This window comes from Pseudooceanicola onchidii (genome assembly GCF_004959925.1).
In the GTDB taxonomy this organism is placed as follows: Bacteria; Pseudomonadota; Alphaproteobacteria; order Rhodobacterales; family Rhodobacteraceae; genus Pseudooceanicola; species Pseudooceanicola onchidii.
Genome location: NZ_SPUW01000003.1, coordinates 264,833 through 279,771, shown reverse-complemented (window position 1 = coordinate 279,771; position 14,939 = coordinate 264,833). Strand labels below are relative to the sequence as shown.

Genomic DNA, 14,939 nt, shown 5'->3' with positions numbered 1-14,939 from the left:
GTCAAGCGCGGGGGCGTCTACCCGGCCGCCTGCCGCGCCACGGCGGCGCAGCCGGTCAGCGCGGCGGCATCCTCGACGATCAACCAGGCCGGAATGGGCCCGGCCAGGAAACGCGAGGGGGCGGTCAGGATCGCCGCACACTCACGGGCAGCGGCGGTCGACAGAACCGAACGCGCGACGCCCCCGGCGAGGTAGAGGCCCCCGGTCGGCAGGTAGAGCATCGACAGATCCCGCAGCAACAGGCCGATCAACCGGGCAAAGAGGTCGACAACGGCATCGCCCTCCGCATTGCCCTGGCCATGGGAGGACACCAGGGCAGCGGCCTCACCCCCCGAATGCGCCGAGACAAGGGCCTGCAGGCCACGCCCCGAAAACAGGTCTTCCACAGTCGGAAAGCTGTCCGACAGGCCCGGCATCGCGTGATCGAGGGCGCGGGCACAGGCCGACGGCAGGCTGGCGTGACCGGCCTCCACGCCCGGACAAATCACGCCGGGGTTCAACGGGATCACCGGGCTTACGTTGAAGCCGGTACCGATGCCGACGACCAGGGCCTGGCCGCGCGCAACCGCCGCGCCCGCAACCAGCGGACGCAACTGGTCCGGGCGCAGGGCCGGAGAGGCATAGCCAAGCGCAGTCAGGTCGTTGATGATCCGCACCTCGGCCCCGAAGGCCGCCGCCAGGTCCGGGACCGACAGCGTCCAGTCCAGGTTGGTCAGCCGCGCACTGTCGCCTTTCACCGGCCCCGCCACGGCCACGACCAGACGGGTCAGGCCAACCTGCCCGACCTCGGCCAGGTAGGCCGTCAGGAGGTCGTCGAACCGCGCGAATCCCGCGTTGCGATAGCTACGCACACTGTCGGGTACCATGCCGTCCGGGCCGACCAGAGCAAGGCGGGCATTGGTGCCGCCGATGTCCGCGATGACCTGCATCGCGTCAGTTCAGGCGCTGGCCGGTATCGGGCGCAAAGTAGGACACCTTGCCCAGATCGAAGGCCAACTGCTGGACCTGCCCGGGCCGCGCCGTGGTTTCTGCGTGCAGCCGGGCCGTGACCTGCTTGCCGCCCATCTGCATGACGACGAAGGTATCCGCCCCCGCCGGTTCGACGATATCCACCGTGCATTCCGCGTGCTGGGCCGTCTGGCTGGCCCGGAAACCGGGCTCGGCGATATCTTCGGGCCGGACACCGATGATGACATCGGCGGGCAGATCACGGGTGCGGGCGTCGGTCAGCACGATCGGCGCGCCATCCTTGCGGGCGATCTCGATCCGGGTTTCTCCGCCGGTCTGGCTGGCCTTGGCGGGGATCAGGTTCATCGCCGGATTGCCCATGAAGTCCGCGACGAAGAGGTTCGCGGGGGTATTGTAGATCTCGGACGGGGTGCCGATCTGCTGGATCACGCCGCCCTTCATGACGACGATCTTGGTGGCCAGGGTCATCGCCTCGATCTGGTCGTGGGTCACGTAGACCATCGAGGCGTTCAGCCTCTGGTGCAGTTCCTTGATCTCGGTGCGCATCTCGACCCGCAGCTTGGCGTCGAGGTTCGACAGCGGCTCGTCGAACAGGAAAAGCTTGGGATCGCGCACCAGCGCCCGGCCCATGGCGACCCGCTGCCGCTGTCCGCCCGACAGCTGCCCCGGACGGCGCGACAGAAGCTGTTCGATCTGAAGCTGCTGCGCCACCTCGCGCAGCTTGCGGTCCTGGGTCGCCGCATCCACGCCCCGCACCTTCATGCCGAAGGTGATGTTCCGCGCCACCGTCATCGTCGGGTAAAGCGCGTAGGACTGGAAGACCATCGCGATGTCGCGGTCCTTGGGGCTGACGTTGGTCATGTCGCGCCCGTCGATGTGCAGGCTGCCGCCGGTGATCGGCTCAAGCCCCGCGATGCAGTTCAGAAGGGTGGACTTGCCGCAGCCCGACGGGCCGACCAGCACCAGGAAGTCGCCCGGATCGATCGCGACGTTGATGTCCTTCAGGATCTCGACCTGGCCGTAGTTCTTGTAAAGGCCTTTGATATCCAGGATGGGAGCCATGGGATTATCCTTTCACGGAACCGGCGGTCAGGCCGCGGATGAAGTACTTGCCCGCCACCACGTAGACGAGGAGCGTCGGCAGCGCCGCGATGATCGCGGTGGCCATGTCGACGTTGTATTCCTTCACCCCGGTGGTCGAGTTGACGATGTTGTTGAGCGCCACGGTGATCGGCTGCGTGCCGGCCTGGCTGAAGGACACGCCGAACAGGAAGTCGTTCCAGATCTGGGTGAACTGCCAGATGATCGTGACCACGATGATGGGCAGCGACAGCGGCAGGAAGATCGACCAGAAGATCCGGAAGAACCCTGCGCCATCGACCTTGGCGGCTTTTGTCAGCTCGGACGGGATGGTGACGTAGTAGTTGCGGAAAAAGAGCGTCGTGAACCCCAGCCCGTAGATCACGTGCACGAAGATCAGCCCCGGGATGGTTCCGGCGATCCCCATCAGGCCCAGCAGGCGCGCCATCGGCAGCAACACGACCTGAAAGGGAATGAAACAGCCGAACAGCATGGCCGCGAAGATCAGGTTCGCCCCCCGGAACCGCCACTGCGCCACGACATAGCCGTTCAGCGCGCCGATCAGCGTCGACAGCAGCACGGCCGGGACGGCGATCAGCACCGAATTCCAGAAGAACGGCCGCACCCCTTCGCACTGGATGCCCGTGCAGGCGCCGGACCATGCGGTTGCCCAGGCGTCGAAGGTCACGTCGCGGGGCAGCGACATCAGATCGCCGGTCCGGATTTCCTCAAGGCTTTTCAGCGATGTGGTGACCATCACGAAAAGCGGCATGAGGTAATAAAGCGCAAAGAGCCCTAGGATCACGTAAAGCAGCCAGCGCAGCGCGATGCGTCCCGCGCGCGACCGGCCTCGGGTTTGGGGCAAGGACATGTCAGTCATTTTTCGCCCTCAGCTCGGAATAGAGGTACGGCACCACGATGGTGAAGACGACGCCCATCATGACCATGGCCGAACTGGCCGCCTGCCCGATGTCGCCGCGCGAAAACGCCATGGCGTACATGTAGGTGGCGGGCAGGTCCGAGGCGAAGCCGGGCCCGCCGCCCGTCAGCGCGATCACCAGGTCGAAGCTTTTCACCGCCAGGTGCGACAGCACGATGAAGGCCGACAGGAAGATCGGCGCCATCGAGGGGATGATGATCGCGGTATAGACCCGCCAGGTCGGGATGCCGTCGACCTGCGCGGCGCGGATGATCTCGGTATCGACCGACCGCAGGCCCGCCAGGAACAGCGCCATCACGAAGCCGGAACTTTGCCAGATCGCGGCGATGACGATGGTATAGATCGCCATGTCGGGATCGACGAGCCAGTTGAAACTGAAGGTTTCGAACCCCCAGCCGCGCACCGTCGCCTCGATCCCCAGACCGGGGTTCAGGATCCACTTCCACGCCGTGCCGGTGACGATCATCGACAGCGCCATGGGGTATAGATAGATCGTGCGGATGGCCCCTTCGGTGCGGATGTTCTGATCCAGCAGGATCGCCAGGATCAGCCCCAGGATCATCGAGATCACGATGAAGAGCCCGCCGAAGATGAACAGGTTGTTCATCGCCACGTCCCAACGCGGCGCCGCGAACAGCCGTTCGTACTGGATCGTGCCGTGTATCTCGTACTTGGGCAGCAGCTTGGACCGGGTCAGCGACACCCAGGCGGTCCAGCCGATAAAGCCGTAGACGAAGACCAGGACCGCGATGAAGGACGGCGCGAGCACGACTTTCGGCAGGTGGTGTTCAAGCCAGCTGCCAAGCGGCCTGAGGGTCTGGGACCGGTTGGACATGGGATGCTCCGTCATGGCTGCCTGCGCCGGGATGGGCGCAGGCAGATCTTGCAGGATCAGAGGCTGTTGGCGATGGCCGCCGCCAGCTGCTCGACCGCCTCTTGCGAGGACATGTCAGAGTTGAAATGCGACGTCACAACGTCCGTGATCGCGCCCGACTGCGCCCCGCGCAGTGCCATGCCGTGGGCATAGCTGGGCAGAAGCGACCCGTTGTCCGAGCTTTCGGCCATCTCCTTGGACGACAGGTGCGCGCAGCTGTCGAAGTCGTCCAGCGCCACGTCGGTCCGCGCGGGGATCGACCCCTTGTTCAGGTTGAAGACCTTCTGGAAGCTCTGGCCGACGACCAGCTTGGCCAGCAGTTCCTGACCGGCGACGCTGTCGTCCCCGTCGACGTCGAACATGGCAAAGCTGTCGACGTTATAAAGGAACCCGTCCCCCGGCACCGAGGCACACAGGAAATCGTCGCCCGGCACCTTGCCGGCCGCCAGGAATTCGCCCTTGGCCCAGTCGCCCATGATCTGGAACGCCGCTTCGCCGTTCATCACCATCGCCGTGGCCAGGTTCCAGTCGCGGCCCGGGAAGTTCGGATCGACAAAGCCGCGCATCTTCCGCATCTGATCGAAGACCGCGATCATCTCGGGCGAGGTCAGCGTGGCCTCGTCCAGGTCGACAAAGGCCTTGCGGAACCCGTCGGGGCCGAGGATGCCAAGCGCGACGGCTTCGAACACCGTGGCGTCCTGCCAGGCCTGCCCGCCATGAGCCAGCGGGATGATGCCCGCCGCCTGCAGCTTCTCGGCCGCGGCGTTGAACTCCTCCCAGGTCTGCGGCATCTCGATGCCGTTGGCCTCCAGGACGTCGGCATTGGCCCAGATCCAGTCCACGCGGTGCACGTTCACCGGTGCGGCGCACCAGGTGCCCTCGCACTTCATGTGCGCGGCGATCGAGGCGGGCAGCACATCGGCCCAGCCCTCGGCTTCCGCCACCTTCGAGATATCGGCCAGCACGCCTTCCTCGTACCACTCCTGGATCGCCGGACCCTTGAGCTGAACGGCGGTCGGCGCGTTTCCGGCCAGAACCCGGGCGCGCAGCGCGCTCATCGCGGCGTCCCCGCCCCCGCCCGCGACGGGCATGTCGGTCCAGGTGCCGCCGGCATCGGAAAATTCCTGCTGCAGCACGGCCACGGATTTCGCTTCCCCGCCCGAGGTCCACCAGTGCAGCACTTCGGCCTTGGGTTCGGCGACGGCCACGCTGGCCGCGCACAGGGCGACCGCCGACACGGCGGCAAATACGGATTTCGTCATCTTGGTTTCCTCCCAACAAGATCGGATCCGGGATCGGGTCGTTTCTCCTCAGACCGCGCCCGGACGACGTGCCCCAGTCTTGCCTTGCGCCCCCGCAGCCATGCAACCGGCGCAACCCGGCTTTTCTATTTTTGGAACGAGAAAAAGCGGCGAACTGTTACGGCATGTTACATGGGCGTTGATTCCCTTGCCTTTCGGTCCTTAGGACTTTGACAGGGGAACCGGGCCGCAACGCCCGAGGAGGGAGAGCCGGGCCGTGACCATACCGCGGATCCTTGTGGTCGATGACGATGCCGAACTGCGCCAGATGCTGACGCAGTTCCTGCAGCAGCACGGTTGCATCGCCCTGCCCGCCACCGGCGACGCGGGCATTCGCAAGCACCTGTCCTCGGGTCGGATCGACCTGATCCTGCTGGACGTGATGCTGGGCGACGAAAGCGGTGTCGACATCTGCGCCCGGCTGCGCGCGGAACAATCTGTGCCGATCATCATGATCTCGGCCCTGTCGACCGACGGCGACCGAATGGCGGGCTATGCCGTGGGGGCGGACGACTATATCGCCAAGCCCTTCAACCTCGACCTGCTGCTGGCGCGCATCCGCGCCGTGCTGGCCCGCGCGCGGCGGTCCTCCTCGCTCAGCCATCGGCGGCGGATGGCGGTCTTCCGGTTCGCGGGCTGGACCTACGATTCAAAGCGGGACGAGGTGCTGTCGCCCGATGGCTACCTCGTGACCCTGTCGCGCCGCGAAACGACGCTGCTGCAGGCGCTGCTGGCCAACCCCCGCATCCCCCTGACCCGGCAGGAGATCGCCGCCGCCCTGGATGTCACCGGCGACGCCGACCCGGCGTCGGACGCCCAGGGCCGGGCCATCGACGTTCTGGTCGGGCGGCTGCGGGCCAAGATCGAACGCGACCCGAAACACCCCGACATGCTGCGCACCGAACGGGGCGTCGGCTATGTCTTCGCGGTCGACGTCACGGCAAAGGACGACTGATGCGCGCGCTGCGCAGTCTGCGGGTCGGCGGCGTGCTGCTGGTCATGGCGGCTTTCGGGATGGGCCTTGTGTCGGCGTCGATCTGGTTTCGGTCGAACGGGCTTTGGACGGCGCATCTTGATACCGCGCGCTTCGCCGGGGCGGTGCTGTATGACAGCCTGCAATCGGGGGGTGAACCGCCCGTCGGCGTCACCGTCACCGCCCTGCCCGCACCGGATCAGGCGCGCGCGGACCAGGGACGGTTTGAGACGATCGAAGGCCTGCCCCGCCCCGTCATCGTCACCAACATGTCCATCCGCGCCGGGCTGGACGGGCCCCGCCGCGCCCGCCCCCTGACCCTGGCCATCCTGTCGCCCGACCTGCGCTATCCATTGGCCGCCGTCACATCGCGGTCCGACCAGACCCCGGCCGAGGCCATGGGCACGCTGACCCGCCTGCTGGCCACCTATTGCAGCGATCCGGTGCTGGTCGCCCGGCTGGGCAACGCGCCCTGGGTCCGCATCGACGGCCGTGCGGTCTGGGGCTGTTCCGCCGCGCCGCGGGATTACCGGCTGATCGCGGCGGGCATGGCCCTTGTCGCGCTCGGGGTTTTGACGACGCTTGTTCTCAACAGCGCGGCGCGGTTCCAGGGGTTTGCCACCGCCCTGCGCCAGCGGGGCCGGATCGGCGGCCCCGAGGCCTACGAGACCGACGGGCTGACCGAGCTGCAGGAGATCGTCGCCGCGGTCAACAGCTACCTCGCCACCGAACGCGACCGGCTGGCCGATCGTGCCACCGTTCTATCCGGGGTCAGCCATGACCTGGGCACCCCCGCCACCCGGCTGAAACTGCGCGCCGCCCTGATCCCCGACGCCGAGCTGCGCCGCAAGTTCGAAGCCGACATCGACAGCATGACCGGCATCATCGACAGCGTGCTGACCTACACCCGGGCCGAGCTGGACGCCGAAGCGCCGCGCCGCCTGTCGCTGACCTCGCTGATCGAAGCCATCGTGGCCGATTATCAGGACGTCGGGCAGCCGGTCGATTTCACCGGCCCCGATCCCGTCACCGTGCAGGGCGCGCCGTCGCTGTTCATGTCGCGGCGCGGCACCGGCAGCCTGCCCGATGACGACAAGCTGATCGTCATGGCCCGCCCGGTCACGCTTGGCCGCGCGGTGTCGAACCTGATCGACAACGCCCTGAAATACGGCCGCCGCGCCACCGTTGGCCTGCAGAAGGATGCCGACCGCGCCGTCATTACCGTCGAGGACGAGGGCACGGACCTGACCGCCCCCGAAATCCGCGACCTGACCGCCCCCTACCGGCGCGGCGGCAACACGCAGCAGGTCGGCGGCTATGGGCTGGGGCTGACCATCGCCTCGACTGTCGCCGGCCTGCACGGCGGCACCTTGACGTTCGAGCCCGGGCCGCGCGGGCTGCGCGCCAAGATCACGATCCTGCGGCAGTGACCCCGATGGTCACGCGGCCGGTGCCGTCCAGTAACTGGCACACAGCATCTCGGCCTTGGTCAGCCCGATCCCCGACAGGTACTGGCGGGCGGCGATTGCCTCGCTTCGCTCGGTCGCGACATAGACGAACCGGTCCGCGGCGGGCAGCGTTTGTTCCTGCACGACCGACAGAGGGGTGAGATCGCCGCCTCGCAGGATCCAGTCCACCACGATCCCCGGCGGGTGCTGCAGATCCTGCCGGTCCGCCGCTTGGGGCACGAACAGAACCGCCCGCCCCTGCGCTGTCGCGGGCAGCCGGGCCAAGACCCGTGCCATCACTGGCACCGCCGTTTCATCCCCAACCAGCAGATACCATCCGGCCTCGCCCGGGCCCTTGCCGCCGCCCGGGCCGGTGATCGCGATCTCGGTCCCCGGGCTGACGCGGCGGGCCCAGTCGGTTGTCCGCCCGCCCTCGTGGATGAAGACGTCAAAGACGATCCGCGCCGCGCCACCGTCCCCGATATGCAATTCCCGCGCTGTATAGACGGGACGATGCCAGGCCTCGGCCCCGCCCGGCCACTGGGTCACGCCGCCCGCATCCGTCACGGGCCAGCCCGCGCCGTCGGGGCCGAACAGCAACCGGAAGTGATAGCCCCCCTCGGCCAGACGCGCCAGATCCGGGCCCTCCAGCACCAGCCGCATGTACGACGGCGACAGCCGCGTTACCTCGGTCACCGTGGCAAGGCTCTGGTTCGCGGGCCTGCGCCCGGTCAGGTCCGCGTCCCAGTCCAGCCCGGCGCCGATATCGCGCACCCGCTCCGCCAGCCCGTCGCGCAGCAGCTGCAACCCGACCTGATCGCGCGCATGGATCCGCAGGGCGGTTACCGCGCCGTCGCCGGTCAGGGTGATCGTGCCGAATTGAAAGGTCACCTTCAGTCGCCCCTCACCCTCTTCGATCGGGGTGCCGCGCGCCTCGGCGGCGGTGCGAAACGGCACGCTGGCGGTGGCAAAGGGCACCGCAAGCGCGGCAGAGGCGGAATGCTGGGTCATGGACGGGGCTTTCGACAAAGGGCCGGAAACAGGGGTCAGGCGGTCGTGGCGTCGGCCCGGGCAATATGCTGGATGGCCTTGAACCCTTCGAAGGTCGGCGCCCCCTGATGCAGCTTGCGGGTCTGCCCGGCCTTCGCATGGGCACCCCGGAACTGGTCGCTGCGCGTCCAGTCAAGGAACCGCGCCTCATCTTCCCACACCGTGTGCGAAGCATAGAGGATCACGCCGTCGACCTCGGCCCCCTTGAGCATGTGAAATTCGACGAACCCGGGCACGTCGTTCAGACGGCTTTCGCGCGACAGCCAGAGGTCTTCGAACTCGGCCGCATTTTCCAGCGGGACAGAAAAGCGGTTCATCGCAAGATACATGGGAGATTTCCTTCTGCTCGGGGTGTGGGTTCGGGCCCGCGTCCGGACTGCCCGAAAAAACGCGCGGCGCATATAGTTTATGCTTTTACTCAACTTTATTTGATGGCACAACGCGGCACGTTGTATTGTCCGATAGTTTTCGTCAGGTACACGCGCACCACTCGAAAGGCCCACCATGAAATCCCCTTGCCGTACCGCCCTTCTGGCCGGTGCCAGCACACTCGCCCTTGCCGCAGTCCCCGCCCACGCCCAGGACGACACTGACGCCGTAAGTCTTGACGCGATCGTCGTCACGGCCACCACCGACACCGCTGCTCAGGCCGATGGATACGTCGCCGACTACAACCAGTCGGCCACCAAGTCCGACACGCCTCTGGCCAGGACGCCGCAGTCCGTTTCGGTCGTCACCGCGCAGCAGATCGAGGACCAGAACGCGCAGACGCTTGGCCAGACGCTGAACTATACTGCTGGTGTGCTGGGCGAACCCTTCGGCTCGGACCCGCGCTTTGACAGCCCGACCGTGCGTGGGTTCGAGGCGCGCGGATCGCAATACGTCAACGGCCTGCGCCAGCTGCGCTACATGGGCGCCCCCGCCTACGAGACCTACGCCCTGCAACAGGTCGAGGTTCTGCGCGGCCCGAGCTCATCCCTCTACGGCGCCGGATCCCCCGCCGGGATCATCAACCAGGTGCAGAAACGCGCGCAGGGCTTCGACTTTGGCGAGGTCGGCATCGGCTTCGACAGCAACGGATCCAGCCAGCTGTTCTTCGACTTCAACGCGGCCGCGCGCGAGGACCTGTCGTTCCGCGTCACCGGGATCGCCAAGGACGCCAACACGCAGATCCGCGATCTGGGCAACGAACGCGGCTACCTTGGCCTCGCCGCCCGCTGGACCCCGTCCGATTACACCACGGTCGACGTCATCGCGTCCTACACCAACGACTCGCCGATCTCTCCGGCCGGGGTGCCCTTTGCGCTGACGGGTCAGGGCAACGACCGCTACCTGCGCGAGTTGTATACGGGCGAGCCGGGCTGGGACCGGTCGGATCGCAAGATCTTCAACCTCGGGTTCGAACTGAACCACGAACTGGACAGCGGCTGGACGCTGAGCCAGGGCTTCCGGTACGAAAAATTCGACTGGGAATACTATGGCCACTACGTGACCGGCACCGCCAATGGCGGGACCGAGATCACCCGGGGCGCCAACCGCCAGGTCGAACACAACACCGGCATCTCGCTCGACACCCGGCTGGCGGGCGAAATCGACACCGGCGCCGCGACCCACAACCTGCTGTTCGGGATCGACATCCGCCGGTTCAAGGCCGACACGGTCACCGAATTCTACAACGCGGCCACCGGCGGCGTGGGCAACCTGACCTGGGCGAACCCCACCTATGGCATCCATCCCAACGGCACCGCCTGGTACACCAGCACCCCTGCGATCACGCAGACCCAGGTCGGCGTCTATGCCCAGGACGAGGTCACGCTTGGCCGCCTCTCCGGCTCGTTCGCGCTGCGCTATGACTGGTCCAAGCAGGAGGGCACGACCTTCACCAACTTCGCGGGCGCAGGCGTCGTGAACCAAAGCGACCAGGCCCTGACCGGTCGTGCCGGCATCGGCTATGACGTGGCCCCGGGCGCCATGCTTTATGCCAACTACTCGACCTCCTTCGATCCGGAAATCGGTGTCGATGGTGGCGGCAACACGCTGAAACCGCTGACCGCACGCCAGTGGGAAGCCGGGATCAAGTATGAACCGACCGCCTTTCGCGGGCTGTTCACCGCCGCGATCTATGACCTGAAGCAGGAAAACCTGACCATCAACCTCGGCGGCGCCCTGGGCCGTCGCCAGATCGGCCAGGTGGATTCCTACGGGCTGGAACTGGAAGGCGTGGCCGAACTGGCGCGCGGGCTGAACCTGCGGGCCAGCTACAGCTACAACCAGACCAAGGTCATCGAGGCCGGCGGCGCCAACAACGGCAACGAAATGCCGAACGCTCCGGCGCATCTGGCCAGCATCTGGCTGGACCAGAGCTTTGACAACGGGCTGAGCATCGGCGGCGGCGCCCGCTATATCGGGGCGCGCAAGGGCGATCTGGCGAACACCTATTCGCTGCCGGACGTCACTGTCGTCGACCTGGGCGTCGGCTACACCCGCGACAACATGGAAGCCTCGCTCAACATCGGCAACGTCTTCGACAAGGTCTATCTGTCGAACTGCGGCAGCTTCGGCTGCTACTACGGCCAAGGCCGCACCATCACGGCCAAAGTCAGCTACACGTGGTGATCCGATCCCCCGGGCAGCGCCTGCTGTCCCGCAGATCCTTCCTGTCCGCCGCCGGTCTTGCACTGGCGGTGGGTTTGCCTTTGCGCGCCGCAACCTCCGCGCCCCGGCTGGCCGCCATCGACTGGGCCATGCTGGAAACCGCCGTCTCGATCGGCCACATGCCCGTCGCCGCCTGCGAGCTGATCCGCTTTCGCGACGACGCGCCGGAGCCGGTGATCCCGGCCGAGGTCGTGGACCTGGGCCTGCGCGGCGCCCCGAATTTCGAACTGCTGCAACTGGTGCGGCCCGACCTGATCCTGACGTCGCCCTATTACACCCGGTACGAGGCCCGGCTGGCCGAACTGGCGCCCGTGCTGAACCTGCCCTTCTACACGCGCGGCGAACCGCCCCTGCCAAACATCATCAAGGCGATGCACGGGCTGGCCCACGCCGTCGACGACCCGACAGCCGCGACACGCGCGCAAACCGCCGCCGAGGCCGAGCTTGATGCGATCCGGCGCGATCTGGCCCCGACGGCCGACCGGCCGCTGTGCATCATCAACATCGGCGACGCGCGCCACCTGCGGGCCTTCGGTTTCGACAGCCTGTTTGGCTCCACCGCCGCGCGGCTGGGACTTGCCAACGCCTGGGAGGGGCGGACGCGGTTCAGTTTCCTCGCCCCCGTCCCGATCGAACAGCTGGCCACCATGCCCGAGGCCCGCATCGTCATCGTCGGCGCGATCCCCGTGCAGGCCCGGCGGGCCCTGGCCCGGTCGCGCCTGTGGCAGGCCCTGCCGCAGGTTGCGGACGGTCGGATCCATCAGCTTGAGGAGGTCAACGCCTTCGGCGCCCTGCCCTCGGCCCTGCGCTTCGCCCGCCTGCTGCGCGACGCGCTGACCAATCCTGACGGGGCACGCCCATGACCCGCGCCACCCTGCCCCTGGCCGGCGCCGCAATGCTGTCGCTGATCCTGTGGTCCCTGTCGGCGCTGAACCAGCTGCCTTTCGCGAACTGGCCCGCATTGCCGTTCCGCGCCGCCGAGATGGACCTGACACAGATCCTGCTGGCCTTCGGCCTGATGCCGCGCGGGGTGATCGCCCTGCTGGCCGGCGCAGCGCTTGGCCTGTCCGGCGCGCTGCTGCAGACGGTGCTGCGCAACCCGGTCGCGGATCCGACGACGCTTGGCATGTCGTCGGGCGCGCAGCTGGCGCTGGTGCTGGCGACGATCCTCGCGCCCGAGCTGCTGACGACCGGGCGCTGGCCGATTGCCTTCCTCGGCGCAGGGCTGGCCACCGGCGTGGTGCTGATGGTCGGCGCGCGCCGGGCCTTCGCGCCGGTGACCATGGTGATCGTCGGCATGCTGGTCGGCATGACCGCAAGCGCCATCGCCACCGCCGTGACCCTCAGCCAGGGGCAATACCTGCTGTCTCTGGTGATCTGGAATGGCGGGTCCCTGGTGCAGCAGGACTGGACCGGCGTGCTGACCCTGCTGGGCGTTCTGACCGCCTGCACCCTTGCCGCCTTTGCCCTGGCCCGCCCGCTGCGGGTCCTGTCGCTTGGCATCGAGGGCGCGTCGGGCCTTGGGCTGAACGTGGCCGCCGTGCGCCTGTCGGCCATCGCCGTCGCCGTGGTACTGGCCGCGAGCGTATCCGCCGAACTGGGGCTGATCGGCTTTGTCGGGCTGGCCGCGCCAGCCCTGGCCCGGACGCTTGGCGCACGCAGCATCCCGCAGCGCCTGGCCCTGTCACCGGTGATCGGGGCGCTGATCCTGTCGTTGTGCGACGGCATGGTCCTGACGATCGCGGGCACCAGCGGAGAGATGTTTCCCACCGGCGTGCTCACCGGGCTGATCGGCGGGCCGCTTCTGATCTGGCTCCTGCCCCGGTTGCGCGGTTCGACCCCGCCCGGCACCGAATCCGCCGAAGGCCCCGCCCCCAGGCTGGCCCGCGCCTGGCCCCTGCTGATCGCCATGGCGGCCACGCTGGTTGCCGCCGCGCTGGTGCTTGTCTGGATCGGCCGCGTGCCCGGAGGCTGGGCGATCCTTGATACTGAGAGCTTCGCGACCTTCCTGCCGATGCGCCTGCCCCGCCTGATCGCGGCCGCATCGGCCGGGGTCGCGCTGGCGCTGGCCGGGGCGATCCTGCAACGGCTGACCGCCAACCCCCTGGCCTCGCCCGAGGTTCTGGGCGTCTCGGGCGGGGCGTCGCTTGGCTTTGCCGGGGTCATCTACCTCGCCACCGCACCGGCCGCCGCCTTGATCTACGCGGGCACCATGGCCGGAGGCGTGATCGCGCTGCTGCTTGTCGCGATCTTTGTGCTGCGCCGCGACATGCCGACCGAACGCATCCTGCTGGCGGGCATCGCGGTCTCGGCCTTCGCAACGGCGGTGCTGTCGGCCATGATGGCCTCGGGCGATGCGAAAAGCTGGACGGTGCTGGCCTGGCTCAGCGGGTCATCCTCGGCGGTGACCATGCCCGGCGCGCTTGGCCTGTTGGCGGTGGCGCTGGCGCTGTGGACCACCGCGCTCATGGCGCGCCGCTGGCTGGCGCTGTTGCCCCTGGGCCAGGGGGTCGCCTCGGGCCTTGGCCTGCCGCTGCGCCGCGCCCGGCTGGCCCTGATCATGATGGCCGGGGTCGCGACGGGCGCGGCCACGATCCTTGTCGGTCCGCTCAGCTTCGTCGGGTTGATGGCGCCGCACATGGCCCTCCGCTTCGGCCTTGCCCGGCCCGAACACCACCTGACCGGCGCCGCGCTGATCGGCGCGCTTCTCATGCTGGCCGCCGATTTCGGCGCCCGCATGGCCGGCTTCCCCTACGAACTGCCGCTTGGCCTCTTCGCGTCGCTGATCGGCGCGCCCTGGCTGCTCTGGCTGCTGATGAGATCCCGCTGATGACCCTCTTCTCGACCCAGGCCCTCTCTGTCGACGTCCCCGGGCGCCGCCTGTTGCACGACATCACGCTTGATCTGCCCGCGGGCCAGGTGATCGCGCTGATCGGGCACAACGGATCGGGCAAGTCGACCCTGCTCAAGGCCCTGGCCCGCCAGATGCCCGCGACCGGCGCAATCACCTTCGAATCCCGCGCACTTGGAGACTGGTCCGCCCGCGACTATGCCCGCCGCCTCGCCTTCCTGCCGCAGACCACGCCCCCGGCCGAAGGCATGCTGGTGCGCGAACTCGTGGCGCTTGGCCGCTATCCCTGGCACGGCGCGCTTGGCCGTTTCGGCCCCGACGATCAGGCCGCCGTCGCCCGCGCCCTGGCCGAATGCGGCGTGGAGGCCTTTGCCGACCGGTTGGTCGACACGCTGTCGGGCGGAGAGCGTCAGAGGGTCTGGCTGGCCATGATGGTGGCGCAGGAGGCCTCGACCCTGCTTCTGGACGAACCGATCTCGGCCCTCGACATCGCCCATGCGGTCGATGTCCTCACCCTTGTCCGGGCCATGTGCCACACCCAGTCCCGCAGCGCGATCATCGTGCTGCACGACGTGAACATGGCCGCCCGCTATTGCGACCACATCGTGGCCCTGAAAGCCGGACGCGTCGCATTGCAGGGCACCCCCGACACCCTGATGACCCGCGAGGCCCTGCACGAGATCTATGCGCTGGAGATGGACGTACTGGACCGCGCGGACGGAACGAAGGTCGCGGTTCCGGCGTGAGAGGGCGTCTCGCTGGTCGCCACGGGATCAGACGATCGGAAATATCAGTATT

At 67.7% G+C, this 14,939-nt stretch carries 13 protein-coding genes; 6 read left to right on the top strand and 7 right to left on the bottom strand.

Annotated elements, in window-relative coordinates; genetic code table 11:
• Window positions 1-17: 17 nt before the first annotated feature.
• From E4S58_RS14280 to E4S58_RS14260, 5 genes are read right to left on the bottom strand one after another with little or no spacing between them, the layout of a single operon-like run.
• Window positions 18-929: a glucokinase gene (locus E4S58_RS14280; protein WP_136637128.1), complete on the bottom strand. Its 912-nt coding sequence runs from the start codon at window positions 927-929 to the stop codon at window positions 18-20.
• A 4-nt stretch (window positions 930-933) separates the two neighbouring features.
• Window positions 934-2,031: an ABC transporter ATP-binding protein gene (locus tag E4S58_RS14275; protein WP_136637127.1), complete on the bottom strand. Its 1,098-nt coding sequence runs from the start codon at window positions 2,029-2,031 to the stop codon at window positions 934-936.
• Between the two features lie 4 nt (window positions 2,032-2,035).
• Entirely contained in the window at window positions 2,036-2,929 is an 894-nt protein-coding gene (locus E4S58_RS14270) for a carbohydrate ABC transporter permease (RefSeq protein ID WP_136637126.1), read from the bottom strand.
• Window positions 2,922-3,824: a carbohydrate ABC transporter permease gene (locus tag E4S58_RS14265; RefSeq protein ID WP_136637125.1), complete on the bottom strand. Its 903-nt coding sequence runs from the start codon at window positions 3,822-3,824 to the stop codon at window positions 2,922-2,924. Before E4S58_RS14265 ends, E4S58_RS14270 begins: the two co-directional genes overlap by 8 nt.
• Window positions 3,825-3,880: 56 nt before the next feature.
• The gene (locus tag E4S58_RS14260) at window positions 3,881-5,125 is read right to left on the bottom strand and encodes an ABC transporter substrate-binding protein (protein ID WP_136637124.1); all 1,245 of its coding nucleotides are present in this window, start codon (window positions 5,123-5,125) and stop codon (window positions 3,881-3,883) included.
• Window positions 5,126-5,381: 256 nt separating this feature from the next.
• Here E4S58_RS14260 and E4S58_RS14255 point away from each other — a divergent pair, with 256 nt between their 5' ends.
• Entirely contained in the window at window positions 5,382-6,119 is a 738-nt protein-coding gene (locus E4S58_RS14255) for a response regulator transcription factor (protein WP_136637123.1), read from the top strand.
• A complete protein-coding gene (locus tag E4S58_RS14250; protein ID WP_136637122.1) occupies window positions 6,119-7,567 on the top strand; it encodes a sensor histidine kinase in 1,449 nt (482 codons plus the stop codon). Before E4S58_RS14255 ends, E4S58_RS14250 begins: the two co-directional genes overlap by 1 nt.
• A 9-nt stretch (window positions 7,568-7,576) precedes the next feature.
• Here E4S58_RS14250 and E4S58_RS14245 read toward each other — a convergent pair whose 3' ends face one another.
• Window positions 7,577-8,596 (bottom strand): siderophore-interacting protein, encoded by a 1,020-nt coding sequence (locus E4S58_RS14245; RefSeq protein ID WP_136637121.1) that lies wholly within the window; start codon window positions 8,594-8,596, stop codon window positions 7,577-7,579.
• Between the two features lie 35 nt (window positions 8,597-8,631).
• Window positions 8,632-8,964: a heme-degrading protein HmuQ gene (hmuQ, locus tag E4S58_RS14240; RefSeq protein ID WP_136637120.1), complete on the bottom strand. Its 333-nt coding sequence runs from the start codon at window positions 8,962-8,964 to the stop codon at window positions 8,632-8,634.
• A gap of 175 nt (window positions 8,965-9,139) precedes the next feature.
• Between hmuQ and E4S58_RS14235 the strand changes: the two genes are divergently transcribed.
• From E4S58_RS14235 to E4S58_RS14220, 4 genes are read left to right on the top strand one after another with little or no spacing between them, the layout of a single operon-like run.
• Window positions 9,140-11,251 carry a TonB-dependent siderophore receptor gene (locus E4S58_RS14235; protein WP_136637119.1) on the top strand — a complete coding sequence of 704 codons (2,112 nt, stop codon included), beginning with the start codon at window positions 9,140-9,142 and terminating at the stop codon, window positions 11,249-11,251.
• Window positions 11,248-12,153, top strand: a complete 906-nt coding sequence (locus tag E4S58_RS14230) for an ABC transporter substrate-binding protein (protein ID WP_240789568.1) — start codon at window positions 11,248-11,250, stop codon at window positions 12,151-12,153. The genes E4S58_RS14235 and E4S58_RS14230 overlap by 4 nt, the downstream gene beginning before the upstream one ends.
• A complete protein-coding gene (gene fhuB / locus E4S58_RS14225; RefSeq protein WP_136637118.1) occupies window positions 12,150-14,120 on the top strand; it encodes a Fe(3+)-hydroxamate ABC transporter permease FhuB in 1,971 nt (656 codons plus the stop codon). Before E4S58_RS14230 ends, fhuB begins: the two co-directional genes overlap by 4 nt.
• Window positions 14,120-14,887, top strand: coding sequence for an ABC transporter ATP-binding protein (locus tag E4S58_RS14220; protein WP_136637117.1), 768 nt, complete (start codon window positions 14,120-14,122; stop codon window positions 14,885-14,887). Before fhuB ends, E4S58_RS14220 begins: the two co-directional genes overlap by 1 nt.
• Window positions 14,888-14,939 lie beyond the last annotated feature (52 nt).

What these genes read in the sequence shown, in the direction of transcription:
- E4S58_RS14280 (WP_136637128.1), bottom strand. Translation starts at nt 929, where the DNA reads ATGCAGGTCATCGCGGACATCGGCGGCACCAATGCCCGCCTTGCTCTG.
- E4S58_RS14275 (WP_136637127.1), bottom strand. Translation starts at nt 2,031, where the DNA reads ATGGCTCCCATCCTGGATATCAAAGGCCTTTACAAGAACTACGGCCAG.
- E4S58_RS14270 (WP_136637126.1), bottom strand. Translation starts at nt 2,929, where the DNA reads ATGACTGACATGTCCTTGCCCCAAACCCGAGGCCGGTCGCGCGCGGGA.
- E4S58_RS14265 (WP_136637125.1), bottom strand. Translation starts at nt 3,824, where the DNA reads ATGTCCAACCGGTCCCAGACCCTCAGGCCGCTTGGCAGCTGGCTTGAA.
- E4S58_RS14260 (WP_136637124.1), bottom strand. Translation starts at nt 5,125, where the DNA reads ATGACGAAATCCGTATTTGCCGCCGTGTCGGCGGTCGCCCTGTGCGCG.
- E4S58_RS14250 (WP_136637122.1), top strand. Translation starts at nt 6,119, where the DNA reads ATGCGCGCGCTGCGCAGTCTGCGGGTCGGCGGCGTGCTGCTGGTCATG.
- E4S58_RS14245 (WP_136637121.1), bottom strand. Translation starts at nt 8,596, where the DNA reads ATGACCCAGCATTCCGCCTCTGCCGCGCTTGCGGTGCCCTTTGCCACC.
- hmuQ (WP_136637120.1), bottom strand. Translation starts at nt 8,964, where the DNA reads ATGTATCTTGCGATGAACCGCTTTTCTGTCCCGCTGGAAAATGCGGCC.
- E4S58_RS14235 (WP_136637119.1), top strand. Translation starts at nt 9,140, where the DNA reads ATGAAATCCCCTTGCCGTACCGCCCTTCTGGCCGGTGCCAGCACACTC.
- fhuB (WP_136637118.1), top strand. Translation starts at nt 12,150, where the DNA reads ATGACCCGCGCCACCCTGCCCCTGGCCGGCGCCGCAATGCTGTCGCTG.
- E4S58_RS14220 (WP_136637117.1), top strand. Translation starts at nt 14,120, where the DNA reads ATGACCCTCTTCTCGACCCAGGCCCTCTCTGTCGACGTCCCCGGGCGC.